Origin of the sequence: Clostridium sp. C1 (assembly GCF_018223625.1) — a bacterium.
Lineage (GTDB): Bacteria > Bacillota_I > Bacilli_A > Erysipelotrichales > Coprobacillaceae > Allocoprobacillus.
Window position 1 is genome coordinate 1,828,963 of record NZ_CP073631.1, and the last position, 26,814, is coordinate 1,855,776.

A 26,814-nucleotide genomic window follows, 5' to 3' on the forward strand; every position below is an offset into this window, starting at 1 on the left:
TTTTATTTTTCAATTTTCTACATTTATTATAACATTTATATATAAATTCATAATAAGCAAATATATTATATCTCATTATCTTTAATATGAATTTGAAATTGCACACCCTTTTCACTATTGGTCACACAATATGAAAATCCATGTAAGTCTAATATAGCTCGACATATTGCTAATCCTAATCCTGTGCCATGACGATCTCCAGACACATATGTATCCCATATTTTAGTTATTTGCTCATCACTTAAATGATGACCTTCATTTTCAAATTTCAAGCTTCCATTTTCATAATTCAGATAAATATGTCCATCTTGAGGTGTATGTTTGATAGCGTTACTCATGAAATTTTGAAAAACAATCTTGAGTTCTTTGAAATCTCCTTGAATATGTGGAAATTCATCTCCCATCACAACATGAATATGTTTTTTTTTAGAATAGGCGCAAATGTTTCTATAATTGACACTAATAAATCCTCTAAATCAATATCTTCCTTATGTAATTCCACTTTACCAGATTCTAATCTTGATAAATCTAGCATAGCCATAATCAATTGATTAATATGCTCTATTTCTTGATGAATGGCACTTAAATATTGTTGTTTCTTAAGATCATCTTTTCTAGCTTCAATTAATTCTATATATCCATTAATAATACTTAATGGTGTTTTGATTTCATGAGTAAAATTCGCAATGAACTCTTTTCTCATACCTTCTAATTTTTTTACATATTCTATTTCATCATTTAATTGTTGAATTGTTGTTTTTAATTGTTGGCTCATTTGATTAATATTATGTGATAATACACCTAATTCATCTTTAGCTTTTTCATTAAGATGAATATCAAAATCATTATTTGCAATAGATAAAGTAGCTTGACTCATCTTTTTAATACGCCTTGTCAATATATATGAAATCAATAAAGATATCATTATACAAACAATAAAGGAAATGATATAAATAATCATTTTAGAGTAAATGACTTGATGTGTAATTCTGCCAATCGCGTTAAGGTCATATGTATAAAAAACAAGATAACCATCTACATCTTGAACGTCATAATCTCCAAATTCGCTATTTTCAATTGGTTTGGCATTTTTAGAGATTAATGGTTTACAATGAATAGAATATAAAGTGCCATCTTTTTCCTCTACACCGCCTACACCTGATGAAAATGTTTCACCATATTGAGGGAACAATGAAGATACATAATCACGAACAATACCATCATGTTTTTGATAATTATCTTCATGAAAATCATCATATTCATCTAGGTATAGCCCTTGAGCAGATAAAAGACAATTCGCACTTTCATATGTTTCAAAATACATCGTATAAATCTTTTCATTATTTTGTCGATGATTTAGGAAAATCTGCTTATCAATAGATAAATATGAAATATCATCAATCTTCATAGATACATTGGAATTATTTTGAGAATCATATCCAGTAAAAGCTATATTTACAGGAAGTTGATTATTTTCAACGTGTTTTCTGAGAATATTTTCTATTTGTTTTTGTTGATCTATAGAAATTTGAGAGAGATTGATTTGGAGATAAGTTGTTATTCCATCTTTTTCATTTCTTAACGTTAAATAAGGAGTATTGTGTTCACGTAGATTATAGACCATCTCAAAATCTGGATTCAATACAAAGACTGAGTCTATTTTATAACCATCTTCTGCTTCTAAAGCCTGTTCTATATCTTCATAAAATGAAGAATTTAAATCATTATATTTTTGATTATAAAGAATAGATAATTGCTGCCTTAAAACTTCAATATTATATATATTATCATTTTGAATATAGATATGAGATTTTTCTCGGTGAAAATCAAGAGTCACATTTAAGACTTGAATTAATACAAAACTCATGAAAACTAAAATAAAAATCTTTTTTCCTAATGTCATTTTAAACATTGTCTTCATCACTTACCACCACCTTTAACATATATCCTGTTTTGATAACAGTTTGGATATAACACGCATATTTTCCTAGTTTTTTACGTAACTTCTTGATATATGTATCAACTGCCCTTCCATCACCATAATAATCATATCCCCATATATGATCTAAAATCTGTTGCCGTGTCAATAACTGATTCACATGCATACATAAATATTCTAAAAGTTCGTACTCTTTATGTGCTAATGAGATTCGTTGCTGATCTATGATTAGAATACGATTGATACGATCTAATTGAAGATGGCCAACAGTTAATATATTTTCTTCTTTTTTCTGATCACGTTTAATCATGGCGATAACTTTAGCATGTAATAATGATAACTGAAAAGGTTTGATGATATAATCATCCGCTCCTAGTTGATATGCCAGTAACTGATTTTCTTCTTGTGATAAAGCACTCATAAAGATAACAGGTCTTTTTGTTTTTAATCTTAATTGTTTACAAACTTCATAACCATCAATACCCGGCATCATAATATCTAGTAATATCAAATCAATTGTTTCATTGATTATATTTAATGCTTCATAGCCTTGTGTTGCTTCAACGACTTCAATGCCTTTTAATGAAAAATAATCTTTGATAATTTGACGAATATGAAACTCATCTTCAATAACCAATATTTTATACATTCTTTTCACCTCGACTTCATCTTAACATGCTTTTGTGGAATTGAAGTGGAATCGAAAGTATAAATGTTATAAGTCTTCACAAAAACGTGACATTTTATGACAATTTATGTTAAAATCAAGACGTTTTAATAAATATGAGGAGAGGAAAAATGAATAAAGAAGAAAATGTAACGACTGTAAGTGATGAAAATATTTATAAACTCAATGGACGTGTTCCATTGAAAAAAGCTATTTCTTTTGGTTTACAACATGTTTTAGCGATGTTTGTCGCAAATCTTGCGCCTGTTATTATTGTCTGTGGAGCAGCTGTTGTCAGAGGTTCTGGTGAGCATTTGACATCAGCTGAAATTACTTCTATTTTACAATGTGCAATGTTTGCGGCTGGAATTGGAACTTGTATGCAACTCTATCAAATATGGAAAATTGGTTCTAAATTGCCTATTGTCATGGGAGTGAGTTTTACCTTTTTAGGAAGTTTATTAGTTATATCAACAAATCCATCTTTAGGTTATGAAGGTATGATTGGCGCTGTTATTCTCGGTGGTATTTTTGAAGGGTTAGTTGGATTAAGTGCAAAATACTGGAAAAGATTTTTAACACCTGTTGTTTCTGCGTGTGTTGTAATTGCGATTGGTCTATCACTGCTATCAGTAGGAATGGATTCTTGGGGTGGTGGTTCTGGTGTTGAAGACTTTGGTGCATGGTACCATCTTCTTGTTGGAACTTTTACGCTTATTGTATGTTTAATATCACATTATCGTTTAAAAGGTATTTATAAAAACTTAAATATTCTTGTTGGTTTAATTTTTGGATATTTATTATCTGTTATTTTGACAGTCACAGGAATTGCGCCAATGGTGGACTTTTCTAATATTGCGGAAACGATTCATCAAATTGGATATTTCAGTATTCCAAAATTAGTATTCTTTACAGAACATATGCCTGTCTTTGATTTAGGTGCTTTCTTCACTATTGCTATTGTCTTTTTAGTTTCAGCTGCTGAAACGACTGGCGCAACAACAGCTGTCTGTAAAGGAGCTTTAAATCGTGATATTAAAATGGAAGAACTTCAAGGTTCATTAGCTGTAGATGGATTTTCAAGTGCTATTTCTGGATGTTTTGGTTGTCTCCCTTTAACATCTTTTAGTCAAAATGTTGGTTTAGTCACAATGACACAAGTCATCAACCGTTTTACTATTTTCATGGGAGCTTTAATCCTGATACTAGCATCGTTATTTCCACCTCTAGGGGCTTTCTTTCAATCATTACCTCAATCAGTTTTAGGTGGATGTACAGTGATGATGTTTGGTTCTATCATGTATGAAGGTATTAAAATGTTAAAAGATAATACTTTTGATGAACGTACAATGATCATTGTTTCACTTGCCTTTTGTATTGGTGTGGGTGTCACTCAAACTTCAGGAAATTTCTTTACATGTTTCCCATCAGTTGTTGGAGAAATCTTTAATGGAAATGCAGTTGCAGGAGTCTTTGTTGTATCATTATTATTAAGTTTAGTCTTACCTGAAAAGAAAAAGAAAAAAGGAAATGAGAATATGTAAAAAGCATATTCCTGTTTCCTTTTTATATACTATCAACAATCATACTTTAAATCTGAAAAATAAAACTCTACACCAGATTCAACATTTTTAACACCATAATCATAATGATGAAGCTGTAAAATAGCCTGGCATATAGCTAAACCTAAACCACTCCCCTGATGATCATGTGTCACAAAAGTATACCAGATATCTGATAAGTGTTCTTCATCAATATGTGAACCTTCATTGATGATAGAAAATCCGTGAGCAATCGTTATATAAATATGTCCTTGTTCTGAAGTATGTTTTAAAGCATTGGATAAAAAATTATGTATTACTGTTTCTAATAGCTTACAATCACCTTGAATCATAGGATGTAGAACTTTGATATCCACTTGAATATGCTTTTTCATCAATAAGACTTCATATTCATCAACAATTTCCGTTACACTATTTTCTAAATCAAATTCTTCTTGATGAAGCTCTACTTTTCCAGCTTCAAGTCTTGAAAGTGACAACATGGATTGAATCAGCTGATTGAGTCTTTCTGTTTCTCGATGAATGATTGATAAATATTTTTCTCTTTCTTCTTGACTTGTTGCTTCTTCAATTAATTCACTATAACCATTAATAATACCTAGGGGTGTTTTCATTTCATGCGTAAACTGATTCACAAAATCTTTTCTCAATCCTTCCAATTTTTTAACATGTTCAATTTCCTGATTCAACTGTTCCATTGTGTTTTTTAACTGAAAAGACATACTTTGAATACTTTTCGCTAATGAACCAATTTCATCATGAGAACGGATATTGATTTCTTCATCAAATTGATTATTTTTAATTTTTAATGCTACTTTTTCTAATGCTTGAATAGGTCTGCTGATTGTCCATGACACCAATAGTGATATACATATGACAATACAAAATGCTCCTAAAAACAATCCCCAATTCTCTTCAAAATACTGTCGAGCCATAAGGCTATCAATATGCGCCTGGTCTTCCATTCCAATAACTACTGCATATAAATCCTGGTCTTGGTCTTCCCAATCTGTGAGTCCTGTCATACCAATATAATAGTAATGTCCATGATAGCTTGTATAATAGGCCGTCATGTAACCATGGTGTTTAAGTTGAAGGACATGTTCAAGATCTTTTTGTTGGCTTAAAAACAATTGAGAATCATATTGACTTTGAATTGATTTTTCGCCATCTATACAAAACTGATCAACACTTACTGATTGGATTTGATGCTGATCCAATTGACCATAACTGTCTTCACCCCATTGAAGATAAATCAATTGTTCATTGTCTAACACATATTTGACTTCAGCTTCACCAGGAATAGAATAACTATAATCAGTTAATTTTTGCATCAGATATGTCTTTAAACTTTGTCTTTGTGACAAAGATAAATCGGCAATAGATATGTAGATTGATGAATCATCATAGATATGAATATAATTATCTAAATAAGGACTTAGAGAAAACCATTTGACAACTTTATCATCTTGTTGAATTAAACATTGATAAAGGTTATTGTTTTCACTGATATAATCAATAGAATTTATTTTTTTCATGACTTCATCATATTGAGGATAATGATCATATTCAATACCTAATTGTTGTTGGAGATTATCAAGATCATCAAAATCAATGATACTTTGAAGAAGATAATGATTTGTAGAGTCAATACGATTTTGAATATTGATTTTGGTTGATACAGCTAAAATCATAATAAAAGCTAACATGATCAAAACAAAAATCTTAACACTAATCTTTGTTTTCATTTTCTTCACCATCCTTAAATAAATATCCAACCTTAAAAACTGTTTGAATATAATATTGATATTTTCCCAACTTTTTTCTTACTTTCTTGATATATGTATCTACGGCTCTCGCTTCTCCATAGTAATCATATCCCCATATAGCATCTAAAATTTGTTCTCTTTCTAATAAACGATAAGGATTTTTCGTTAAATATTCTAATAATAAATATTCTTTATGAGTGAATTCTATGTGTTGACTATCAATGTAAACTTGGTGATTGGTATAATCAATCTGTAAATGATGAAAAGTTTTGATATTGGATACTTGTGGATCTTGTCTTTTACAGATAGCTAAGCATTTTGCATACAAAATAGATGGTAAAAATGGTTTGGTTATATAATCATCCCCACCTAACTGATACGCTTGAAGCTGATTGTCTTCCTCACTTAAAGCACTTATAAAAATAATAGGACATTGATATTGATAGCGAATCTGTTGACAAACTTCATAACCATCAATACCAGGCATCATAATATCTAATAAAACAAGCTGAATTTGAGAATGCATAAGTGATAATCCCTGATGTCCATCACAGGCTTCAATAATCTGGATTTCTCGCTTTTCAAAATAAGTTTTAATAATATGCCTGATATCAAAATCATCTTCAATAAGCAATACCTGATACATACTCCCACCTTCTTTACTTTTATCATAAAAAGGACTTGTGTAAAATTTGTGTAAATCTTCTATTCTTATTTTATCATAAAAAGAAAAGACGTTTATATCAAAACGCCTTTATAAAGATAAACCTTTTTCATATGCTTCCTGTAATTTTAAAGGTGGAATATAGGGTTGATGTGATTCATCATGACAACCTCCAGCGAGAACAGATCCTAAACTTTTCCAGCCTAGTGCCTTTGTATAAAAAGAATAAAAAGATAATGCCTGTTCAAAAGTCCAAAAATGATTATCCCCAGCACTCATCAATAAGAATGTTTCTTTATATGGATATTCATCATTTTGAGAAATCGCATATAAACGATCAATAAAGCACTTTAATCTTCCTGAAATAGACCAGAAATAAAGGGGTGAAGCCAGTACCAATGTATCGGCCCATTCAAACATGGCATAATATTCCTGCATACTATCTTGAATGACACAGTGATGTTGATTGATCTGACAAGCACCACAGCCTTGACATCCCTGTAAATTTTTTGATAATACAATTCGTTTCACTTCATGCCCTGCCTGAATAGCTCCTTTTTCAAAAGCCCTAGCCAACTGATCCGTATGCCCATTTATATTTCCACTTCCAACAACAATAAGTATTCGACGCATTCTTTTTCCCTCTTTTCCTATTTGTATCATACCACTCCCTCTCCCCTATAACAAATACTTATACTTTATATAGTTATATGCTTACTAAGCATATAGTGTTATAATATAGCTAAAGGAGTGAACAATTATGGAATTACGAGTTTTACAATATTTCCTAGCTATTGCCAGAGAAGAAACAATATCAGGAGCAGCGCAACAATTACATATCACACAACCCACTTTATCTCGTCAAATCAAAGAATTAGAAGATGAACTAGGGAAAACTTTATTTGTAAGAAGTAATAAAAAAATCACATTAACAGAAGAAGGCATGATACTCCGTCAACGTGCTGAAGAAATTGTGAATCTGGTAGATAAAACGGAACTGGAAATAATGTCTACTGATTCTCATTTAAAAGGTGAAATTTATATTGGATCAGGTGAATCTCACGCTTTAAAAATCATTACTAAAGCTATCAAAAAGATACAGACCCAATATCCTGATATTCAATTTCATATACATAGTGGTAATGCTCCTGATGTGATAGAAAAACTAGATAATGGTTTGATTGATTTTGCATTATTGACACCCAATTCTAAGATTAATGATTACAATCATATGTTATTGCCACTTTCACATCATTGGGGTGTCCTTATGTTGAAAGATGATCCATTAGCTCAAAAAGAAAGTATTACATTTGAAGATCTTCGAGATAAACCATTGATTGTATCTAAAGAACTACAACAGATATCAGATTTGGTTGAATGGTTACATAATGATATTGAACATCTTCATATTATTTCATCCTATACTTTGTTGTATAATGCTTCATTAATGGTAGAAGATGGACTCGGATACGCTATTTGTTTTGATAAACTTATCAATACAACTGGAGATTCTTCACTTTGTTTTAGACCACTTTCTCCACATATTGAAGTTCCTTATTATTTTATATGGAAAAAATATCAGATTCTCACAAGAGCATCTCAATATTTCTTAAATATTGTTCAAGACACAATTCAAGAATTGAGTCAATAAAAACATATAGCTATAAAGAAAAATATGTGGAGCCAATCAACAGGCTCCACATAATTATTTCCACAACACATCAAAGTACAATTGATTTTGTTTTCCCCAAGTTGCTTCATTATGTCCACCATTTCTCACTATATGTATATAACTTTGAGCCTCGCGGCGGACTATTTCGTCATTAAATAACTGAATGTTTTTTAAGAAATATTGAACATTGGAAACTTCACCTGTTCCAAAACTCCAATAAACATGTGTATCTTTATTCAAATCATGATGATTCATTTCTTCTTGTAGTTGATGGATACATAAAGAAAGTGCCGGAGATAAACAGGCCGCTTTAGAAAAGAGTTGATTATAATGGATGACAGTATAAAAAGCCATTAATCCACCCATAGAACTTCCCCCAATACCTGTACACTCTCTAAATGGTATTGTTCGATATTTTTGATCAATCATCGGTTTTAATTCATTCACAACCCAATCCATATAGATTTGACCTTTTCCAGTAATAGGACCAAAAAATCCATTTTCAACATCATATGGGCAATATTCATTTAATCTTTCATTTCCTTCATGATTACATTCCATTCCTACAATAATAAATGGTTTATCATAATGGTCTAAAAAATCTGAAAGTCCCCATGATTTTCCATAAGTTGCATCCCGATCATTAAAGAGATTATGTCCATCATACATATACATAACAGGGTATCTTTCATGAGATTCATAATAATTATTTGGCAAATAAATATGCATAGTACGCCATAATTGAAATGGCTCTATATAAACATTAAAATTTTCTATCATTCTATTCTCCTCTTTACTTTTTAAATAATCTGTTGAGTTATTAAAAATTCTGCAATACCATCTTCATTATTGGATGTTGTTATGTATTTTGCAACCTCTTTAATTTGTGGATTGGCATTTCCCATTGCAACACCAATATAATCTTTAATCATTTCATAGTCATTTAATTCATCACCAAAAGTTAAAATACTATCTAGTGGTAAATGTAAATCTTGACACAATTTTTGAATACCTTTTGATTTAGAAAGCTCTGGATTTAAAAACTCAAATAATATAGCTGTAGATTGAACACCTCGATAATGAGGATGTGAATTCATTTGATAATGCTGACTTATTTTTTGAATTTCTTCTTTTCCAGCCATAAATATCATTTTTTCTATCTGTTTATGATAATATGGTTTTAATCCATCAACAACAAGTGGTAATTTATTTTTTATTGCTATATTTTTAGCAAAATCATCTTCTTTTAAAACATGGAAAGATTCTTGATCATAAATCCCTGCATTAAAATGAAATTCTTTAAATTCATTGAATATCATTGGAATGTATTTTCCGTCCAATAAATAACATGAAGACATATTTTGAGTTCTCATATCAAAATAACAACCGCCATTAAATCCCATAATAATATCTACATACTCATCTATTTTCCAGTCTTTAATCAAATGTTTGACAGCATAAGGTGTACGTCCAGTTGCGATACCAAATAAAATATGTTTTTCTTTTAATTTTTTAATTGCTGCTATTGTTTTAGGTGTGACTATGCCATTATCATTCAGTAATGTTCCATCTATATCTACCAACACGAGCTTGATGTGATTCATAACTTATCCTCGCTTTCTTTATCTTGATTATAACATAAAAAAAAGAAATCCTGCTAAGTTTTGTTATTAGCAGAATTTTTTAGTGACAATGATGATGTCCTTGACATTCATGTTCATGATGATTGCATTCTGTTTCTGGATTATAATTCAAAGTACCTTCAATATAACTTTGAACCTGTGCCAAAGCATTACCACTTGCTCCTGGTAAAACTTTTATTCCAGCGGCATTAAGATGATTTTTAGCACCTACACCAATTCCTCCACAAATCACGGTATCAACACCTAACTGTGATAAAACACCTGCCAATGCACCACATCCAGACGTAGAAGTATCAATCATCTGTGATGAATCAATTTTCCCATCTTTAATATCACAAACTAAAAAGCTTGGACAATGCCCAAAATGTTGAAATACTTCTCCTTCAACACACGTTACTGCAATTTTCATTTCTTTTTCTCCTTCACTATACTCTAATTGATAATGACCGCCATCTATTTCCATAGTATGACCTTCAATGATAAATCTGGAAATCTTATTTCTTGCACTATGATACAATGAAACAACACTACTTCTCGATATTTCCATCATTTGAGCACATTCCAATTGACTATAACCTAAATAATCAATTAATCTTATTGTTTCATATTCCTCTAATGATAAAATAATTTTTAGACAGTCTTGTTTTTCACTTGTAAATCTTCTATATTCAGGCATCTTTCCAATTTTCTTTACCCTATTTTGTCTTCCCATGATTATCACCATTCATATTATATAGTTATAATTGACATATATCAATTATAATACTTTTTTTGAATAAAAAACTTTATAAAAGATTATTAAGACATAAAATACAACCTTTTAATATTATTAGCAAACTTTTTCAAATCAGTAACGACCTTTATTTCTACACATTTGATTTCAATTCCTTTAAATAAAATCACGTTTTAATATATTATGCTGCCACTTTTAAGCATTTACGTTTGTACTTATGGATATATTCTATTTGATTTTCTTAAGCAACTCCATTGGCTATATATTGCATTTTATATAACTTCTTAAATACAAATTTAGTTATTTGTTAATTTTATGATAAATCATAATAATATATTTAAACAGAAATTATATCAAAACGAAAAAAAGCATTGATAAAATCAATACTTTTTCCATCATATTATTCACCAATAATATCCATCATATCTTTTTGGAATACTTCTGTTTTAGCAGTTGCATCATCAACAGTTGCACCTTTAATTGAGAAATAGAATTTACATTTTGGTTCAGTTCCACTAGGTCTAGCAGCAATCCAAGAACCATCTTCTAAATAATATTTCAATACATTTGATTTTGGTAAATCAATTGTTGTTTCATTTCCATTTTCAGTTCTTACACTTGTCTGATAATCTTCAACAGCAACAACTTTAACACCACCAATTTCAGTAGGTGCATCTTTTCTTAAATTATCCATAATTTCTTTAATTCTTGCAGCTCCAGCAGCTCCTGCTTTAGATAAAGCAATTTGACTTTCTTTAAATGCTCCATGTTTCGCATATAATTCATTTAATACATCAATTAAATCTTTACCTTGTTTTTTATAATAGTTACCAGCTTCTGCAGCAGTTAAGACAGCCTGTACAGCATCTTTATCTCTAACGAAATCTTTAACAACACATCCATAAGATTCTTCATAACCAAAGACAAATTGTTTTTCTCCAGTTTTTTCATATTTACGAATCTTATCTCCAATAAATTTAAATCCAGTCAATGTTTTTTCTACATCAACACCATAACTTCTAGCAACCAATTCACCTAAATCAGAAGTAACAATGGTATTATACATAACTGCATTATCAGGTAATGTTCCTTTTTCTTTCATTTGACTTAAAATATATTCAAGATAAACAGCAGCAGACTGGTTACCACTCATCAAGACATATTTTCCATCATGTTTAGCAACGACACCTAATCTATCTCCATCAGGATCACAAATAACAACAACATCAGCATCAACTTCTTTAGCTTTAATAATAGCTAATTCATAAGCCATGTCTACTTCAGGGTTAGGAGATTTTGTATTTGTATAATCAGGATCTGGTGCACATTGTGCAAGTACTGGTACAACATCATATCCTAAACGTCCTAAACAAGTTCTAACAGGAATATTACTTGTTCCATGTTGTGGTGAGAAAACAATTTTAAATCCACTCTTATCCATACCAGGATTAATTTCAATACCCATAACAGCTTTATAATAAGCTTCATCTACTTCTTCACCAATCCATGTCATATATGGATAAGCTTCTTCATCACTACATACATGAATATCTAATTCATCTTCAACTTCATTAACATATTTAACAACTTCATCTGCCCATTCTGGAATTAGCTGACATCCTGTATCATCATAAACTTTATAACCATTATATTCTTTTGGGTTATGTGAAGCAGTAATCATGATTCCACCAGCACATTTTAAATATCTTACAGCAAAAGATAATTCTGGTGTAGGTCTTAAACTTTCAAAAATAAATGATTTAATACCATAAGTTGCTAAAACTTTAGCGCTTTCAATCGCAAAACGATAAGACATATGTCGGTTATCATATCCAATCGCAACGCCTCTTTCTTTCCCATTTTCTAAACCTGCGACATATTTTGCAAAACCAACATTTGCCTTACGAATTGTATAGATATTCATTCTATTTGTTCCTGGTCCCAAAATCCCTCTCATACCAGCAGTTCCAAATTCAACATTTGTATAGAATGCATCTTCCTTTTCTTTTTCTCCCATATTTTGCAATTCCATTTTTGTTGCTCCATCCATAGCAGGATGATTTAACCATCTTTCATAATTTACTTTATAATCCATATTGTTTCACCTCTGCTTCTATTATAACAAATCTTAAAAACCTACGCTATAAAAACTCACTTTGAAAATAAAACATTTTTCATAGTATCTTTATAAATTTATCAAATATAATATTCTTCATGTAAACCCTATCATTACTTTAAAACTTTTCTTTATTTCCCTAATAAAATCTTTTTAATATCTTCCTCTTTTTCTATATCAAAGATATGTAATGTTAAAGAATTAAGTTGTTTCTTGTTGCTTTGTTTAATTTCTTTAATAGTTTCTTTTGATAAATTTCCAAACTTCTGATTCAATTGTTTAATAAGTGTCGTCATGATCCCTTCATTTCTTCCTTTTTTTCTAATTCCTAATACATAGTCACTCATATTCGTTGCCCCTTTCTTTTTTTCAATCAGCTGATAAATACGTTCATCATGAATCAGTGTTCCTAATAGACATGCCAGTTCATGGCTGACTATAAACTTTTCTGGTACCTTCTTCTTTGCATAAAGGATCTTCAGCCCAATAATCAAATCTCGATTGTCCTTGTTTTGAAATCTTGTTTCATCCAGCTTTACCATTTCTACCAGTGGATGAAATTCAACATTCATGTAACGTCTTAGGTGTCTGATGCCTCGATTCATCATCTGCTTATAGCTTCTGGCATAGTTCCATTTCCTTTCGCCATAATAGATAGCCAAAGTCATGACACCATTGATTCTTTCATGGATGTTCTTTTCATAGATATGATACTGTCTAAGATAGCTAAGATAATCATATTCCATGATTCTTTGAAACATGCCTTTATCTACGTAGGACTGATGCTCCAGTCCTATGATGCACTGCTGTCCATTCATGGTAACAAGAAGCAGATGATCTCTTGTACGCTTGATTGTTTGTCCATTAGACAACAAAACACCACTGCTGTTGGAATCAAGGATGATGATATCCTGAGTATCCATTATCATTTGTCCGTCAAAGAGAATAGCATTCAAAAAATCAGCCAGACGTTCATGATTGAGAAAATAGTTGTAAATGCGTATGTCAAAAAGATTCTTGAAATCCATCATAAAATAACCCTCCTATTATATATATATACGCATTTTTTTGACAGATTTCTTTTTTTATTTTTAATTTTTTTATCTTTATAGACATTATATCATATAAATTGCTTAAAGCATATAATATTATTTCTATCTTTTCCATAAATAAAAGTATTTGTTCCCTTTCATCTGCATATTTTTATAAAGTTTTATGCTAGAATGATAGAAAGATATATTTTTAAAGAAAGTGAGGAAAACATATGTCAAGAATTTTTATAACCGGTGATACACATGGTTCGTATGATATGACAAAATTATCAAGACGACATTTTCAAGAAGGAAAAACACTGACAAAAAATGATTATGTTATTATTTGTGGTGATTTTGGATGTGTATGGGGTGGTGAATTAGAAAAATCGGACAAATGGTGGCAAAACTGGTTAGATGAACAACCATGGACGACACTCTGGATAGATGGCAACCATGAAAATCATGATTTACTTCAAACTTATCCTGTTGAACAATGGCATGGGGGTCGTATCCATAAAATCAATAACAGTATTTACCACCTTATGCGTGGTGAAGTTTTTACTATAAACGATAAAACAATTTTCACATTTGGTGGTGGTTATTCTACTGATCGTGCTTATAGAAAAGAGGGTGTTTCTTGGTGGAAAGGTGAATTACCAACTCATGAAGAAGTCAATTATGCCTTACAATCATTAGAAAAATACAATAATCATGTAGATATCATTTTAACTCATGATGCCCCTCGTGACATCAAAGAATATTTAGGATTTTATAATCTTTGTGATATGAGTGTTTATGGAGAAGAATATGAAGACATTCATAGCACCTTATATTTTTTTAAAAAGAATATTGTATTCCAAGATTGGTATTTAGGACATTATCATATAGATAAAGATATAGGCAATATGCATATTTTATATAATGAAATTATTGAGATAACTGATAAAGAATAACAGAAACCCTGTTATTCTTTTCTTATGACATCTACACACTGTCCATTGACATAAGCTATTAAATTTTTAGGATTTAAAATCACTTGAATTCCTCTTTTACCAGCACTTACAGCGACCTTGTCTAATAATAATATGTCTTCTTGAAAATAAGTAGGAAACTTCTTCTTCATGCCAATAGGCGAACATCCTCCACGTATATAACCTGTTAATGGCAACAAATCTTTTTGACGAATCATTTCCACACTTTTATGCCCACTCGCTTTAGCCAATTTTTTAAGATCAATTTCTTCCATGACTGGTATACAACATACCAGATAATCATTTCCTGAATGTAATACAAGTGTTTTATAGATTTCCTCTGGTTTTAAATCAACTTGCTCAATGATATGTTTACCAGACAAATCATTTTCATCATAATCATATTCTTTCGTTTCATAATAAATATGCTGATAATCAAGCAATCTTAATACATTTGTTTTCATTTTCATCAACCCCTTATTATCATTTATTATACAATAAAACATCATAGCGAAAAACAGACAATTTTGTTATACTAAAACAAAGAGGATGTGAAAATATGACAAATAAAGAAAGATTTATTGAAATCTATAAAACAAAGATTCATCGTGATGGAAGTGAAAAATTATTAGAATTTCTTATGTCTAAAAATTCAGATTTTTTTGAAGCTCCAGCCAGCACTCGCTTTCATGGAAGTTATGAAGGTGGATTATTAGAACATAGCTTAAATGTTTATGATTGCCTATTAGATTACTTATCAAGGGAACGCGTACAAAAAACATATCATCTCAATTACAGTGAAGAATCAATTGCGATTGTTGCTTTACTACATGATTTGTGTAAAATTAATTGTTATAAGAAGGGAATACGTAACGTTAAAGAAAATGGACAATGGACACAGGTTCCTACCTTTGAATATCATGACACTCTCCCCTATGGTCATGGTGAAAAAAGCGTTTATATGATTAGTGGCTATATGCGTTTAAAAAGAGAGGAAGCTTTTGCGATTCGATATCATATGGGTTTTGCGGGGAATGAAGACGCTAGAAATGTTGGAGCAGCATTTGAAATGTTCCCACTTGCCTTTGCGTTATCCACCGCGGATATGGAAGCAACTTACTTTATGGAAAGTCAGTCATCATATTTGTAAAACAAGCACTGCTTGTTTTTTTCTTTAGAAATTCTTTTCTTTTTTTACAGTTTCTATTTTCATTTTTCCGTTCATACTATCATTGACAATAGGAGTGATAGATATGATTCATCAAATACAACAACACAAAAAAGAATTACTATTTATTTTCAAATGTATTTTGATTATGGGTATTCTCTGTTTCTTTTTATATCAACCCATGATGCAAATATTTGAAAATCCACAACTGTTAAGAAAACAACTTCAAAACTATGGTTTATGGGGACAAATCTTTTTGACATGTATTATGATATTACAAGTCATCTTTGTTTTCCTTCCTGGAGAAATAGTAGAAATCATGGCAGGTTTTATATATGGTCCTATTCATGGATTAATGCTCTGTTTAATAGGTTGTGCTATCGGTTCTTTTCTTATTTTTACTTTTGTCAAAAAATGGGGACAACCTTTTATAGAACATTTTATAAGTAGAGAAGATATGAAACAAGCCCATTTCTTACATAATCCTCAAAAACGTAATACGCTCTGTTTCCTTATCTTTTTGATACCGGGAACTCCTAAAGATTTATTGACTTATCTTATACCTTTAACAGAAATGAAAAGATCAACATTTTTATTCATCACAACCATTGCAAGAATTCCATCCATCATTACTTCTACTATCGGTGGTCATGCTTTAGGTATTGAAGATTATATGTTTTCAATCATTGTTTTTACAGTTACAGGAATCATTTCATTGATAGGTCTATTCATTTACAATAAACTCAATAAAAAGACATTATCCTATCATCTTTAGAATTTCTTTCGTTTTATCCTCTACTTTTCTTTGATAATTTCAAGTATAATGTATGGAAGTAAGGGGGATTATAAAATGATTGATAATATATTGATTGTAGAGGATGAAATTGAAATAGCTGATGCGATTGAAATTTATTTAAAGTCACAAAATTATCATGTTTTTAAAGCACATAATGGTGTTGAAGGTTTAAAAATCATAGAACAAGAAATAATCCATTTAGCTATTGTAGATATTATGATGCCTATTATGGATGGTATCCAAATGACCATGAAAGTGAGAGAAAAGCATGATTTTCCTATTATCATGTTATCAGCTAAATCTGAAGATATTGATAAAGTCACTGGTTTAAATATTGGTGCTGATGATTATATGACAAAACCATTTGTTCCAATGGAGTTATTAGCAAGGGTTTCATCACAATTAAGACGTTATCACAAATATTTAGAAGCCACATCAACTCAAAAGAATCAAAACATTTATACAGTTGGTGGTTTAGAACTTAATTTAGATACCAAAACTGTCAGTGTTGACAATCAACCAATCAAAGTCACTCCTATTGAATTTAAAATCTTAGAATTACTGATGGCTTATCCCGGTAAAGTTTTTTCAGCTGAAAACATTTATGAAAGTGTCTGGAAAGAAGACGCTATTAATACTGATACTGTGATGGTCCATGTTCGTAATTTAAGAGAAAAAATTGAAATTGATCCTAAACATCCTCAGTATTTAAAAGTTGTTTGGGGTGTTGGATATAAAATTGAAAAACAAGGCAGGGATGAACAATGAAAATAAAACAACATATTGCAAGTTTCATACTTTTAATCATTCTTTTCATTACTAGTATTGGAACTTATTTATGCTATCCTCTTATTAATCAAGCTATCCAAAAATCTAATTTTGAAAAAACGGATATTTCAGATTATGTCACATCTCATCTGGTTGAGTACAGTTATGCATCTGACTTTTTATTAAAGCAAAATCAAGATCCTTCAATTTCACTTCTTGATTATTATCAATCACCACCAGATGACTTCAATGAGGCTTATTATGATTTTCAATATCAGATAGAAAATAAACTCAATGAATTTCATCAAAAAGAAGATATTTTCTTTCACATTATCAACAACCAAACACAGCAACAATTTTCTAATACCAAAGATTCCATTGCTCAAATATCTACAAATAAAAATCTACAAAAGAAATATCAATGGTATATGCAAGTCCAATTCAATGAAAAAGGTATACCAAGCATCATTTCTACAAGTGATAATGAATATAATATCTATTCATTAGATTCTCTTTTTTCTTACACACAAACTTATTTTGATGAAAACACACAAAAAGATGTCACTTTGCATTATCAGCCTTTACAAAATATCACAATCACTTTGGTTGTCAGTGATCAATTGCATATGACAAGCCCTATTGGTTCTTATTTGTTGAATACATCTCGTAGTCAATTACATCTTTATTCATTTCCTTATATTTTTACAGCCATCCTCATTTGTAGTATTGTCACTTTATGTATTCCTATGAAATATCTTCTACAAAGTCGCTTCTTGACTTTTGTCATGCGTATTAAATTCGCATTTCTAGCCATTATATGGACAACGTTAGCCACAATCATGTATCTTGGCAGTGCTATCATACTCTCTGGAACAATTCAAGATCAATTTCCGTACTTTTTCCAACAATTTGGCATTGAAGCTATGGAACCTTATTTAACACCTCTCGTCAATATTATTTATTTCTTCATTTTCTATTTACTCTTTGTGATTTTTGCTTATTTCATTAAATATCTTTTCCACAAAGGTTTGAAAGCTTATTTTAAAGAGAACACATGTACCGGTTGGATCATCACACAAGGGTATGGATTAATGAATAAAGTCATTCAATTTGATTTAGAAGATTCTATCAACAAAACTGTTTTAAAGATTGTTTTATTTAATTTGCTCATTATTGCTGGATGTTCTTTATTCTTTGTGTTTGGTATCTTCTTTGCGGTTGTTTATTCTATCATTATCTTTATTTTAATCAGAAAAAAATTTATTGATATTCAAACAGATTATCATACACTCTTACAAGCAACAAAACAGCTTTCTCAAGGAGATTTTGATGTTCAAATCAATCAAGATATTGGTATTTTTAATCCTTTAAAAGATGAATTTGTACACATTAAAGATGGTTTTGAAAAAGCCGTTGAAAAAGAAGTGAAATCACAAAAAATGAAAACAGAACTTATTTCAAATGTATCTCATGATTTAAAAACACCTTTAACTTCTATTATTACTTATATTGACTTATTAAAAAATGAAGATCTTCAATCCCATAATCAAAAACATTATTTAGAGATATTAGAAAGAAATGCATTAAGATTAAAGAATTTAATTGAAGATTTATTTGAAGTCAGTAAAGCCAATAGTGGAGATATTAAATTAGATTTAGTGGATATAGATATTATATCATTAATTAAACAGGCACAACTAGAATGTCAAGATAAATTAGAAGAAAAAGAACTTATTATCAAATGGAATATAGCCCAAGAAAAAATCATGTGCCATTTGGATAGTTCCAAAACTTATCGTATCTTTGAAAACTTGTTTATGAATATCAGTAAATATGCTTTAGCACATACCAGAGTCTATATTGATATTATAGAAAAAGATAAGCACGTTTCTATTATCTTTAAAAATATATCTGAAGCAGAAATGACTTTTAATGAAAATGAAATTGTGGAGCGTTTTGTACAGGGTGATAAATCTAGAAACAGTCATGGTTCTGGTTTAGGTTTAGCCATTGTGAAAAGTTTTACTGAAATACAGGGTGGTCAGTTCCATGTAGAACTTGATGGTGATTTATTTAAAACTGTTATTACTTTTTTACAATCTCAATAGAAGTTTTCGATTAGAAAACTTCTTTTCTTATGCATCAGATTTGACAAACATCTTCACTATCATTAAGATAGATAGACAGGAGGATAGACTATGAAAAAATTAATCAATACAGCCATGATCTATATGATTCTAGCACTTGTGATGGGTGTCTTTTATAGAGAGTTCACAAAATTTTATCAATTTACCGGAATAACAACATTAAGTGTGACACATACACATTTGTTTATTTTAGGTGTTTTTCTATTGCTGATATTAGCTCTCTTTCTAAAAGATGATATCCATTTATATCAAAGTTCTTTATTTCAAAAATTCTTTATTATATATAATATCTCTTTACCATTTTTTATTGTCATGTTAACAACAAGAGGAATTGTAGAAGTTCTTAATATTCCATTATCTCATTCAATGGACGCCATGATTGCTGGTATCGCTGGGTTATCCCATATTTTACTTACTGTTTCATTAATTTTATACTTTATAATCTTAAGAAAAAAAATCTATTCAAAATAGATTTTTTTCTTTACCCCAATAATAACGCAATAAAAATCAATGCTAATATAACCTGTGATGTTCCTATTAAACATCCATAAAGCATCGCTTTTGGTCCTTCTTTCATTAAATCAGCAAATTTCACACGCATTCCAATCGCTGCTAAAGCAATAATCTCAAATTGAGAACTTATCATTTTTGCTGATGTAGAAATGATGGCTGGTAAAATACCTGTACTATTGATAATACTAAAAATAAAGAATCCAATAACAAACCATGGAACTTTGGCTTTAACCTTAGCTGCCACTCCTTCCTTTTTAGCAAACAATGGCTGATTCTCATCAAGATTCATTCTGGCATATGTTAAAGCAACGACAACCACAAAAATGATTCTGACAATCTTAAAAATTGTTGCAAACTCTATAACTTCTTGATTGACTAAAGATGCTGAAGCAATCACTTGACCAATGGATTGTAATGTCCCACCAATCATAGCTGAAGTATGCAATGTTTCATGATGATATAACAAACCAGTGACAATTGGTAACACAACCATTAAGATGGTTCCAGTCACATTCACAATCGTAATAGAAATTCCCTTATCTTTACTATCTGCTTCCACAATGGGAGATACCGTACCAATGGCTGAAGATCCACATACAGCATTTCCAGCACACATTAATAAGGAAAATTTCTTGGTGAATTTTAATCTTCTTCCTACCAAATAACATATAGCAATCGTGCATGTCATCTGCAATGCAATAAATCCAACACCTTGAAAACCAATCCCCATAATATCTGTTAATTGCAGTGTCAATCCCGTTAAAACAATTGAATATTCTAACAATCGACTCTCAGAAAACTTTGTTCCAACATTAAAAATATCTTTGTTTAAAAATGTATTTCCGGCAATCATCCCGATACCTATCGCAAATAAAGCAGCACCAATACTTGGAAAAAATTTAGCAATCTGTTGAGCAATCAAACCAATGATGACACAAACAATAAATCCGGGTAATATTTCTTTTATCTTATTCATTTCTTTCTTCTCCTTCAACGAAGCTATATTACCATATTTTACCTATAAATAATAATTATAATATTTTATTTATCATAAGAATATATTATAATAAATAAGGTGATTTGTATGATTGATGATAAAATGAGAACATTTATTGAAGTTGTAGAATGTCAAAGTTATACACAGGCAGCCGCCCATTTGCATATAACCCAACCTGCTGTGACACAACATATCAAGGCATTGGAAGAACATTATCAACAAAAGTTTATTGACCGTACACATAAATCTTTTCATCTGACAAAAATGGGAGAATTACTCTATCACTATGCCAAAACACAAATGCATAATGAAAAACTCTTTGAAAAGCAATTACATGATATCCGTCCTTCCTTAATCATAGGTTCAACACTATCTATTGCTGATTACTATATTCCTCATATGATTGCTAAAAAAATAATATTAAAGAATTATCATTGTGAAATTGTTGTGGCCAATACACAGACACTGATTCAAAAATTAATTAATGGTGAAGTGGAATGTGCTTTTGTGGAAGGTCAGTTTGATACAACATTATTTGATTATCATTTACTTAAAAAAGAACGATTTATCGCTGTCGCAAGTCCTCATCATCCCTTAGCACACCAAACTATCACTTTTGAACAGCTTTTCCCTTATCCATTATTTATAAGAGAAAAAGGTTCAGGTACACGTGATATATTAGAAAACTATCTTCATCAGACAATCTATTCTCTGTCAAGTTTTTCACAGCTTGTTGAAGTCGGAAGTTTATCTATGATAAAAACAATGTTAATGGATACTCAAGCAATAACTTTTGTTTATGCCGGTGTTGTAGAAAAGGAAATAAAAAATAAACAGCTCATTGAGCTGCACATTGATCATTTTGATATCTTTCGTCCCATGCATTTTATTTATCTTCAATCCCATATTCATAAAAAATATTACCAACAGCTATTTCATATGTTAACACAATAAAGGAGATTTATATGATTTATTTATTATTAATGACAATATTGGGCTGTATAGTCATGAAAATAGACAAATATAAAGCGATTCATCATCGTTATCGCATCAGTGAAAAACTGATTTTTATCATTGCTATGATTGGTGGAAGTTTAGGTGTTTGGATGGGCATGTATCTTTTCCATCACAAAACAAAACATTGGTATTTTGTTATAGGAATTCCACTTATCATTTTTATTCAATTCATCATAGCTTATCAATTTGACTGTTTTTCTTTTCTGGCAGCATCCATGATTTGTTGAACAACATCACTTTTTGCATCAGCATAATTTTGAACATATTTCCACTTCTTTTTTGCTAATGCCTTTTTTGTATTTGCATAAAATTCTTTTGCTTCTTGATGATTTCTAAGATAGTTTCTAAAAAGGAGATATTTTTCAATCTCTTTTGAATCTTGAGAAAAAACATGTAAATGAATATCCGTGTCCGGTCCTAGAAACATATGATGATTTTCAAAGTCAGGTTCTTTTATTCTTAAAATATAACCATGTGCCACCAAATCATCTACATAATCTTCTTCCTTTCCAGCATCTTCAACAACAAGTAAAATATCAATAATTGGTTTAGCAATCAAGCCCGGAACTGAAGTTGAACCAATATGCTCAATCATTAATGCTTTGTCTTTTAAAATTGTTGAAATTCTTTGCTTCTCTCTTTCAAATAAAACAGGCCAATTTTCATCATAAGGCTTTAAAACAATTGTCTGGTTGTGTTCCGCATTTCCACTCACAACCACTTTTTGAATATACTCATCACTTAATTTCACTTGAATCACTCCTTATTCATACTATTATACACTCTTTTAATCAAATAAAAATAAGATTCGTCTTTGAATCTTATTTTTCATTTACAACCACTGTTTTTGCAAGCTTATCATGAAAAGCCTGTGATAATGGCTGGAAATAGGCATAAACAATCGAAGCTATCGTCAATCCATAAGCGATATATTTTAAAGGATCAACAAGGACAGTCAATCCAAATAAAGGCAGCATACGTCTGATATAAGTCGCAATAATGATAATTCCCCCTTCTAAAAAAGTTGAACCAATTAATTCTCTGACAATAATAGAAAGAGGTTTTACAGGACTTCCATCAACTTGTACAATTTTAATCTTACAAATCTTTTTACCAATCGTTTGTCCTTTCCAAAGCAATATAGGAACAAGAACATAATAAATGATTCCAACACTAATACCAAATACCCCTAAAAAGAGTCCTATCTCAAAATCATAGTTTTCAAGTTGAAACATAGACGCCTTTAAATAATCATCACCTCTAAAATAAAAGGTAATAGGAATAACTGCAATCATCTGAGCTAAATACCAATCTATAATCATCGCAAAAAAACGTCGCATTCTTACACGCAAAACATCATAGTTACGAATCTGTTCCTTCTTCTTTTTTTGATTTCTTTGTTTTTTCTTTGACATGACATTATCTCCTTAAAAAGCAAAGATAGTGAATATTCACTATCTTAAAGTCTTTGATAATCTTTCATATCCAATAAAGATGCTGCATCTTTGTCACAGATAACAGTAAAATTTGGATGAAGTTTCAAAACTGTTGCAGGTAATTCATCAGTGATTGGTGAATCTAAAACTTGTTTTAAGATTTCTGCTTTATGTTTACCATTGACAATCATGACCAAATGTTTCACACGCATTAAACTCTTAGGACCCATTGTTAATGAATATGGTAAATCTGGCTTATCTGGATATGTTGGATTGACAGCATTCTTTGTTTTTCTATCCATGATATAAGTATAACTATCCATAGGTGTACATCTTGGACAATTACTACAGAAATGTCCATCCCATCCTAAACCAATCAACATCACATCAATGCCACCTGCATCACGAATTTCCTGATCATATGTTTCCCAGTTTTCCATTGTTGTGATATGAATCTTTTCATCTGGAATATGAGCATCTCTAAAGAATAAATCCTGCATTTCTGTCCAGTTAGGACCTGGTTTATCTTCATTGATGTATGGTGCTTCATCAAAAAGATAGTATTCTACATCTTTGTATTTTTCCTGATCTCTCACTTCAGGAATCATCATTTGATACAAAGTCTTAGGAGAACGACCACTTGTTAATGAAATATTAACACGTTTATCCTGCATCATTGCTCCTAAAAGAATGTGCATAGCACTTTCACTCATTTTTTGTTCATTTTCTTCAATAATTAATTTCATATTCTTTCTCCTTGATTTATATTTTTATCATCAGTCGAAAGAGAATATGACTCACACACACTTTTATTATAATATGAAAGAAAGCCCTGTCAAGAAATTTTCTTTTTTCAATCATAAAAAAGAAAATAACAAGGGCTTTATGAATCACACACAATATAATATTATAAAACTTTTTTCAACATAATACAATTCATTTCCACAATTTGGCACATTTTTCTATCATTTGGAATTTTGTTGTATGCGTTTCCAAATAGTCTATATAATAACTCTAAAGAAGGGAGGAAATTTTATGAATTTCATGGAAAAATTCAATGATTTAGCGGAACGCACCTTAATGCCAATTGCGACAAAACTTGGTAACCAGCGTCATCTTGGTGCCATTCGTGATGGTATGGTTGTTGCGATTCCACTATCAATCTTAGGTGGTGTGTGCTTGATCATTTCAACGCCACCATTCACACCAGATACATTACCTCAGTGGGGATTTATTACTGATATGTTAATGGGCTGGTATAATTGGGCACAAACTTATAAAGCAGCCCTACAAGTTCCATATAATATGACAATGGCATTAATGGGACTTTTCATCGCATTCTCTATTTCATATCATCTTGCAAAAAGATATGAAATGGCAACGTTAAACGCAGCCGTTGTTTCTACTGCAGTCTTCTTGATTGTCAGTGCTCCATCTATGTCTGCTGTAGCAGCTTCATTGATTAGTGATGGTGCAACTGCTGAAGAATTATTAGCATCAGCAAGTATGTATATTCCAACCACATATCTTGATGCTAAAGGAATTTTTACAGCCATTCTCGTATCTATTGGATGTGTTGAAATCATGCACTTTATGTTGAAGAAAGATATCCGCTTTAAAATGCCTGAAGGTGTTCCACCAGCAATCGCATCTTCATTTGATGCTATTATGCCATTATTTGTATGCGTTGTTATTTTCTATGCTATTTCTTTAGTGATTCAAAACTTCAGTGGTGAATTATTACCAAGCACAATTATGACAATTTTAGCACCAGCTATTTCTGGTTTGGATTCACTTGTTGGTATCTGTTTAATTACAATTATTTCACAGATTTTCTGGTTTTTTGGATTACATGGTGCAAGTATCACTCAACCAATCAGATTACCTTTCCAAAATATGTATTTGATTGAAAATATTACTGCCTTTACAAATAATGAACCAATCGTTCATTTCTTTACACAACCATTCTGGTCTTATGTGATTACTTTAGGTGGTGGAGGATCAACACTTGGTTTATGTATCCTCTTATTAAAATCAAAATCTGTTGAATTAAAAACACTTGGAAAACTTTCTATTGGTCCAGCTATCTTCAACATTAATGAACCAATTATCTTTGGTTTACCAATGGTTTTAAACCCTTTGATGATGATTCCATTTATCTTTGTACCGGTTGTCAATTCAATTATTGCCTATACATTAATGGCATTGCATATTGTTGGAAAAGGGGTTATTGAAACACCATGGACAACACCTGCTCCATTAGGTGCAGCACTGGGATGTATGGATATTAAAGCAGCCTTTATGGTTATTGCACTTATTATTATAGATATTGTTTTATATTATCCATTCTTTAAATTAATGGAAAAACAAAAATTAAAAGAAGAAAATGCAACTGATTAAATAAGATAGAGAATACACTCACACACACTTACATTTATCATCTTTAATCAGTCAAAAAAGATACTTCATTGACCTTTTCACAAAAGCATCCTTTGATCAATGAGGTATCTTTTTCATATGGGCATATTCAACACAAATAACATCAGCAATCATCATTAATGGATAGGGATGACTGGCATAATCATGACGACTATGATAATAAATATATTCATCAACATAAGGTATATCCAAATCATGACATGATGTAATCATATATATTTTAGGTTTGGTTTTCATGTTTTTAAACGGTTTGACACGTTCAAAAACACGATCAAAATAAGTGCCTGTATCTGAGAAAATAATAATTAAATCATCTTGATTGGCTTGTTCTATATATTCAGCCTGTTCAATAAATTTGATACATGTAAAAATATGTTTACCATTCGTCTGTAAATCATATTGTAGATTTAAAGCAACATTTTCTGACTGCCTATATCCAAAAGCAGCCACATTTTTATATTGAGAAATATCTTTTACAAGTTTTTGAATCGCTTGTTCATCAATACTTGGTATAACAAGCTTTAAATTATCAATTACACTTGTAATATATGATTTGGCAGGTTGATGTGGATCATATGATTGAAATTCATATTTGTCTTTTGTTGTTTCATGTGATATCCCAAATTTAGCAATCTGATTTTTTAAGGCATTAAAATCACTCATGCCTATATCTCGACAAAACCTTGAAATACTGGAATTAGAAACATAACAGCTTTTGGCTAACTGAGATACTGAACAATCCTCTTAATCCTCAATATTTTCA

Annotated in this window: 28 protein-coding genes and 1 pseudogene; 11 read left to right on the forward strand and 18 right to left on the reverse strand. The window is 30.6% G+C overall.

The window, feature by feature from the left end; all coding sequences use genetic code 11:
* Positions 1–65: 65 nt before the first annotated feature.
* Genes KEC48_RS09855 through KEC48_RS09865 form a run of 3 tightly spaced genes read right to left on the reverse strand, consistent with a single transcriptional unit; the run spans position 66 to position 2,588 of the window.
* Positions 66–404 carry an ATP-binding protein gene (locus KEC48_RS09855; RefSeq protein ID WP_211962108.1) on the reverse strand — a complete coding sequence of 113 codons (339 nt, stop codon included), beginning with the start codon at positions 402–404 and terminating at the stop codon, positions 66–68.
* Entirely contained in the window at positions 404–1,921 is a 1,518-nt protein-coding gene (locus KEC48_RS09860; protein WP_205090191.1) for a HAMP domain-containing sensor histidine kinase, read from the reverse strand. The genes KEC48_RS09855 and KEC48_RS09860 overlap by 1 nt, the downstream gene beginning before the upstream one ends.
* Complete coding sequence (locus KEC48_RS09865; protein WP_205090186.1) at positions 1,905–2,588, reverse strand: response regulator transcription factor; 684 nt, start codon at positions 2,586–2,588, stop codon at positions 1,905–1,907. Before KEC48_RS09865 ends, KEC48_RS09860 begins: the two co-directional genes overlap by 17 nt.
* A gap of 149 nt (positions 2,589–2,737) precedes the next feature.
* Between KEC48_RS09865 and KEC48_RS09870 the strand changes: the two genes are divergently transcribed.
* Positions 2,738–4,150 (forward strand): solute carrier family 23 protein, encoded by a 1,413-nt coding sequence (locus tag KEC48_RS09870; protein WP_205090183.1) that lies wholly within the window; start codon positions 2,738–2,740, stop codon positions 4,148–4,150.
* A 32-nt stretch (positions 4,151–4,182) separates the two neighbouring features.
* On the opposite strand, the gene KEC48_RS09875 is transcribed toward KEC48_RS09870, so the two are convergent.
* The 3 genes from KEC48_RS09875 to KEC48_RS09885 form a co-directional block, all read right to left on the reverse strand.
* Positions 4,183–5,916 carry a HAMP domain-containing sensor histidine kinase gene (locus tag KEC48_RS09875; protein ID WP_211962109.1) on the reverse strand — a complete coding sequence of 578 codons (1,734 nt, stop codon included), beginning with the start codon at positions 5,914–5,916 and terminating at the stop codon, positions 4,183–4,185.
* Positions 5,900–6,583, reverse strand: a complete 684-nt coding sequence (locus KEC48_RS09880) for a response regulator transcription factor (RefSeq protein ID WP_087936781.1) — start codon at positions 6,581–6,583, stop codon at positions 5,900–5,902. Before KEC48_RS09880 ends, KEC48_RS09875 begins: the two co-directional genes overlap by 17 nt.
* Before the next feature lie 108 nt (positions 6,584–6,691).
* Positions 6,692–7,264, reverse strand: a complete 573-nt coding sequence (locus KEC48_RS09885) for a flavodoxin family protein (protein WP_087936782.1) — start codon at positions 7,262–7,264, stop codon at positions 6,692–6,694.
* A 97-nt stretch (positions 7,265–7,361) separates the two neighbouring features.
* On the opposite strand from KEC48_RS09885, the gene KEC48_RS09890 reads away from it, so the two are divergent.
* Positions 7,362–8,252, forward strand: a complete 891-nt coding sequence (locus KEC48_RS09890; RefSeq protein ID WP_205090179.1) for a LysR family transcriptional regulator — start codon at positions 7,362–7,364, stop codon at positions 8,250–8,252.
* A 54-nt stretch (positions 8,253–8,306) separates the two neighbouring features.
* Here the strand turns inward: KEC48_RS09890 and KEC48_RS09895 are convergent, their stop codons facing one another.
* The 6 genes from KEC48_RS09895 to KEC48_RS09920 form a co-directional block, all read right to left on the reverse strand.
* Positions 8,307–9,053, reverse strand: coding sequence for an alpha/beta hydrolase-fold protein (locus KEC48_RS09895; RefSeq protein WP_211962110.1), 747 nt, complete (start codon positions 9,051–9,053; stop codon positions 8,307–8,309).
* A 20-nt stretch (positions 9,054–9,073) separates the two neighbouring features.
* Complete coding sequence (locus KEC48_RS09900; protein ID WP_205090175.1) at positions 9,074–9,877, reverse strand: Cof-type HAD-IIB family hydrolase; 804 nt, start codon at positions 9,875–9,877, stop codon at positions 9,074–9,076.
* Between the two features lie 79 nt (positions 9,878–9,956).
* Positions 9,957–10,628, reverse strand: coding sequence for a NifB/NifX family molybdenum-iron cluster-binding protein (locus KEC48_RS09905; RefSeq protein WP_211962111.1), 672 nt, complete (start codon positions 10,626–10,628; stop codon positions 9,957–9,959).
* Between the two features lie 421 nt (positions 10,629–11,049).
* Positions 11,050–12,744, reverse strand: coding sequence for a phospho-sugar mutase (locus KEC48_RS09910; protein ID WP_205090173.1), 1,695 nt, complete (start codon positions 12,742–12,744; stop codon positions 11,050–11,052).
* 152 nt (positions 12,745–12,896) lie between these two features.
* A complete protein-coding gene (locus KEC48_RS09915; protein ID WP_211962112.1) occupies positions 12,897–13,796 on the reverse strand; it encodes a DUF4351 domain-containing protein in 900 nt (299 codons plus the stop codon).
* Complete coding sequence (locus tag KEC48_RS09920) at positions 13,771–13,932, reverse strand: hypothetical protein (RefSeq protein ID WP_211962113.1); 162 nt, start codon at positions 13,930–13,932, stop codon at positions 13,771–13,773. The genes KEC48_RS09915 and KEC48_RS09920 overlap by 26 nt, the downstream gene beginning before the upstream one ends.
* Before the next feature lie 97 nt (positions 13,933–14,029).
* On the opposite strand from KEC48_RS09920, the gene KEC48_RS09925 reads away from it, so the two are divergent.
* On the forward strand, positions 14,030–14,752 hold the full coding sequence (locus tag KEC48_RS09925; protein WP_087357127.1) for a metallophosphoesterase: 723 nt from the start codon (positions 14,030–14,032) through the stop codon (positions 14,750–14,752).
* A gap of 11 nt (positions 14,753–14,763) precedes the next feature.
* Here KEC48_RS09925 and ybaK read toward each other — a convergent pair whose 3' ends face one another.
* On the reverse strand, positions 14,764–15,234 hold the full coding sequence (gene ybaK, locus KEC48_RS09930) for a Cys-tRNA(Pro) deacylase (protein WP_239480115.1): 471 nt from the start codon (positions 15,232–15,234) through the stop codon (positions 14,764–14,766).
* 95 nt (positions 15,235–15,329) lie between these two features.
* Between ybaK and KEC48_RS09935 the strand changes: the two genes are divergently transcribed.
* The 5 genes from KEC48_RS09935 to KEC48_RS09955 all read left to right on the forward strand — a co-directional run bounded on the left by KEC48_RS09935 (position 15,330) and on the right by KEC48_RS09955 (position 20,120).
* The gene (locus KEC48_RS09935) at positions 15,330–15,920 is read left to right on the forward strand and encodes a hydrolase (RefSeq protein ID WP_087357129.1); all 591 of its coding nucleotides are present in this window, start codon (positions 15,330–15,332) and stop codon (positions 15,918–15,920) included.
* Between the two features lie 103 nt (positions 15,921–16,023).
* Entirely contained in the window at positions 16,024–16,713 is a 690-nt protein-coding gene (locus KEC48_RS09940) for a VTT domain-containing protein (protein WP_211962114.1), read from the forward strand.
* A gap of 75 nt (positions 16,714–16,788) precedes the next feature.
* A complete protein-coding gene (locus tag KEC48_RS09945) occupies positions 16,789–17,502 on the forward strand; it encodes a response regulator transcription factor (RefSeq protein WP_087357130.1) in 714 nt (237 codons plus the stop codon).
* Positions 17,499–19,610 carry a HAMP domain-containing sensor histidine kinase gene (locus KEC48_RS09950; protein WP_211962115.1) on the forward strand — a complete coding sequence of 704 codons (2,112 nt, stop codon included), beginning with the start codon at positions 17,499–17,501 and terminating at the stop codon, positions 19,608–19,610. The genes KEC48_RS09945 and KEC48_RS09950 overlap by 4 nt, the downstream gene beginning before the upstream one ends.
* Before the next feature lie 90 nt (positions 19,611–19,700).
* On the forward strand, positions 19,701–20,120 hold the full coding sequence (locus KEC48_RS09955; RefSeq protein WP_211962116.1) for a DUF2871 domain-containing protein: 420 nt from the start codon (positions 19,701–19,703) through the stop codon (positions 20,118–20,120).
* 10 nt (positions 20,121–20,130) lie between these two features.
* Here KEC48_RS09955 and KEC48_RS09960 read toward each other — a convergent pair whose 3' ends face one another.
* Positions 20,131–21,138, reverse strand: coding sequence for a putative sulfate exporter family transporter (locus KEC48_RS09960; protein WP_211962117.1), 1,008 nt, complete (start codon positions 21,136–21,138; stop codon positions 20,131–20,133).
* 108 nt (positions 21,139–21,246) lie between these two features.
* Here KEC48_RS09960 and KEC48_RS09965 point away from each other — a divergent pair, with 108 nt between their 5' ends.
* Together KEC48_RS09965 and KEC48_RS09970 are read left to right on the forward strand one after the other, a co-directional pair.
* Positions 21,247–22,113 (forward strand): LysR family transcriptional regulator, encoded by an 867-nt coding sequence (locus KEC48_RS09965; RefSeq protein WP_211962118.1) that lies wholly within the window; start codon positions 21,247–21,249, stop codon positions 22,111–22,113.
* An 11-nt stretch (positions 22,114–22,124) separates the two neighbouring features.
* Entirely contained in the window at positions 22,125–22,403 is a 279-nt protein-coding gene (locus KEC48_RS09970; RefSeq protein ID WP_205089655.1) for a DUF1294 domain-containing protein, read from the forward strand.
* Here KEC48_RS09970 and KEC48_RS09975 read toward each other — a convergent pair.
* The 3 genes from KEC48_RS09975 to KEC48_RS09985 all read right to left on the reverse strand — a co-directional run bounded on the left by KEC48_RS09975 (position 22,358) and on the right by KEC48_RS09985 (position 24,358).
* A complete protein-coding gene (locus KEC48_RS09975; RefSeq protein WP_249191344.1) occupies positions 22,358–22,927 on the reverse strand; it encodes a GrpB family protein in 570 nt (189 codons plus the stop codon). The genes KEC48_RS09970 and KEC48_RS09975 overlap by 46 nt on opposite strands.
* A 70-nt stretch (positions 22,928–22,997) precedes the next feature.
* Positions 22,998–23,591, reverse strand: coding sequence for an RDD family protein (locus tag KEC48_RS09980; RefSeq protein WP_211962120.1), 594 nt, complete (start codon positions 23,589–23,591; stop codon positions 22,998–23,000).
* 44 nt (positions 23,592–23,635) lie between these two features.
* Positions 23,636–24,358 (reverse strand): glucosamine-6-phosphate deaminase, encoded by a 723-nt coding sequence (locus KEC48_RS09985; RefSeq protein WP_087357138.1) that lies wholly within the window; start codon positions 24,356–24,358, stop codon positions 23,636–23,638.
* Between the two features lie 289 nt (positions 24,359–24,647).
* Between KEC48_RS09985 and KEC48_RS09990 the strand changes: the two genes are divergently transcribed.
* A complete protein-coding gene (locus KEC48_RS09990; RefSeq protein ID WP_087357139.1) occupies positions 24,648–26,012 on the forward strand; it encodes a PTS transporter subunit EIIC in 1,365 nt (454 codons plus the stop codon).
* Between the two features lie 96 nt (positions 26,013–26,108).
* On the opposite strand, the pseudogene KEC48_RS09995 reads toward KEC48_RS09990, so the two are convergent.
* A pseudogene (locus KEC48_RS09995) lies at positions 26,109–26,777 on the reverse strand (hypothetical protein); the annotation flags it as partial.
* Positions 26,778–26,814 lie beyond the last annotated feature (37 nt).

Excerpts from the sequence above, each read along its gene's own strand:
- KEC48_RS09855 (WP_211962108.1), bottom strand. The coding sequence starts at position 404 with ATGGGAGATGAATTTCCACATATTCAAGGAGATTTCAAAGAACTCAAG.
- KEC48_RS09860 (WP_205090191.1), bottom strand. The coding sequence starts at position 1,921 with ATGAAGACAATGTTTAAAATGACATTAGGAAAAAAGATTTTTATTTTA.
- KEC48_RS09865 (WP_205090186.1), bottom strand. The coding sequence starts at position 2,588 with ATGTATAAAATATTGGTTATTGAAGATGAGTTTCATATTCGTCAAATT.
- KEC48_RS09870 (WP_205090183.1), top strand. The coding sequence starts at position 2,738 with ATGAATAAAGAAGAAAATGTAACGACTGTAAGTGATGAAAATATTTAT.
- KEC48_RS09875 (WP_211962109.1), bottom strand. The coding sequence starts at position 5,916 with ATGAAAACAAAGATTAGTGTTAAGATTTTTGTTTTGATCATGTTAGCT.
- KEC48_RS09880 (WP_087936781.1), bottom strand. The coding sequence starts at position 6,583 with ATGTATCAGGTATTGCTTATTGAAGATGATTTTGATATCAGGCATATT.
- KEC48_RS09885 (WP_087936782.1), bottom strand. The coding sequence starts at position 7,264 with ATGATACAAATAGGAAAAGAGGGAAAAAGAATGCGTCGAATACTTATT.
- KEC48_RS09890 (WP_205090179.1), top strand. The coding sequence starts at position 7,362 with ATGGAATTACGAGTTTTACAATATTTCCTAGCTATTGCCAGAGAAGAA.
- KEC48_RS09895 (WP_211962110.1), bottom strand. The coding sequence starts at position 9,053 with ATGATAGAAAATTTTAATGTTTATATAGAGCCATTTCAATTATGGCGT.
- KEC48_RS09900 (WP_205090175.1), bottom strand. The coding sequence starts at position 9,877 with ATGAATCACATCAAGCTCGTGTTGGTAGATATAGATGGAACATTACTG.
- KEC48_RS09905 (WP_211962111.1), bottom strand. The coding sequence starts at position 10,628 with ATGGGAAGACAAAATAGGGTAAAGAAAATTGGAAAGATGCCTGAATAT.
- KEC48_RS09910 (WP_205090173.1), bottom strand. The coding sequence starts at position 12,744 with ATGGATTATAAAGTAAATTATGAAAGATGGTTAAATCATCCTGCTATG.
- KEC48_RS09915 (WP_211962112.1), bottom strand. The coding sequence starts at position 13,796 with ATGATGGATTTCAAGAATCTTTTTGACATACGCATTTACAACTATTTT.
- KEC48_RS09920 (WP_211962113.1), bottom strand. The coding sequence starts at position 13,932 with ATGGAAAAGATAGAAATAATATTATATGCTTTAAGCAATTTATATGAT.
- KEC48_RS09925 (WP_087357127.1), top strand. The coding sequence starts at position 14,030 with ATGTCAAGAATTTTTATAACCGGTGATACACATGGTTCGTATGATATG.
- ybaK (WP_239480115.1), bottom strand. The coding sequence starts at position 15,234 with ATGAAAACAAATGTATTAAGATTGCTTGATTATCAGCATATTTATTAT.
- KEC48_RS09935 (WP_087357129.1), top strand. The coding sequence starts at position 15,330 with ATGACAAATAAAGAAAGATTTATTGAAATCTATAAAACAAAGATTCAT.
- KEC48_RS09940 (WP_211962114.1), top strand. The coding sequence starts at position 16,024 with ATGATTCATCAAATACAACAACACAAAAAAGAATTACTATTTATTTTC.
- KEC48_RS09945 (WP_087357130.1), top strand. The coding sequence starts at position 16,789 with ATGATTGATAATATATTGATTGTAGAGGATGAAATTGAAATAGCTGAT.
- KEC48_RS09950 (WP_211962115.1), top strand. The coding sequence starts at position 17,499 with ATGAAAATAAAACAACATATTGCAAGTTTCATACTTTTAATCATTCTT.
- KEC48_RS09955 (WP_211962116.1), top strand. The coding sequence starts at position 19,701 with ATGAAAAAATTAATCAATACAGCCATGATCTATATGATTCTAGCACTT.
- KEC48_RS09960 (WP_211962117.1), bottom strand. The coding sequence starts at position 21,138 with ATGAATAAGATAAAAGAAATATTACCCGGATTTATTGTTTGTGTCATC.
- KEC48_RS09965 (WP_211962118.1), top strand. The coding sequence starts at position 21,247 with ATGATTGATGATAAAATGAGAACATTTATTGAAGTTGTAGAATGTCAA.
- KEC48_RS09970 (WP_205089655.1), top strand. The coding sequence starts at position 22,125 with ATGATTTATTTATTATTAATGACAATATTGGGCTGTATAGTCATGAAA.
- KEC48_RS09980 (WP_211962120.1), bottom strand. The coding sequence starts at position 23,591 with ATGTCAAAGAAAAAACAAAGAAATCAAAAAAAGAAGAAGGAACAGATT.
- KEC48_RS09985 (WP_087357138.1), bottom strand. The coding sequence starts at position 24,358 with ATGAAATTAATTATTGAAGAAAATGAACAAAAAATGAGTGAAAGTGCT.
- KEC48_RS09990 (WP_087357139.1), top strand. The coding sequence starts at position 24,648 with ATGAATTTCATGGAAAAATTCAATGATTTAGCGGAACGCACCTTAATG.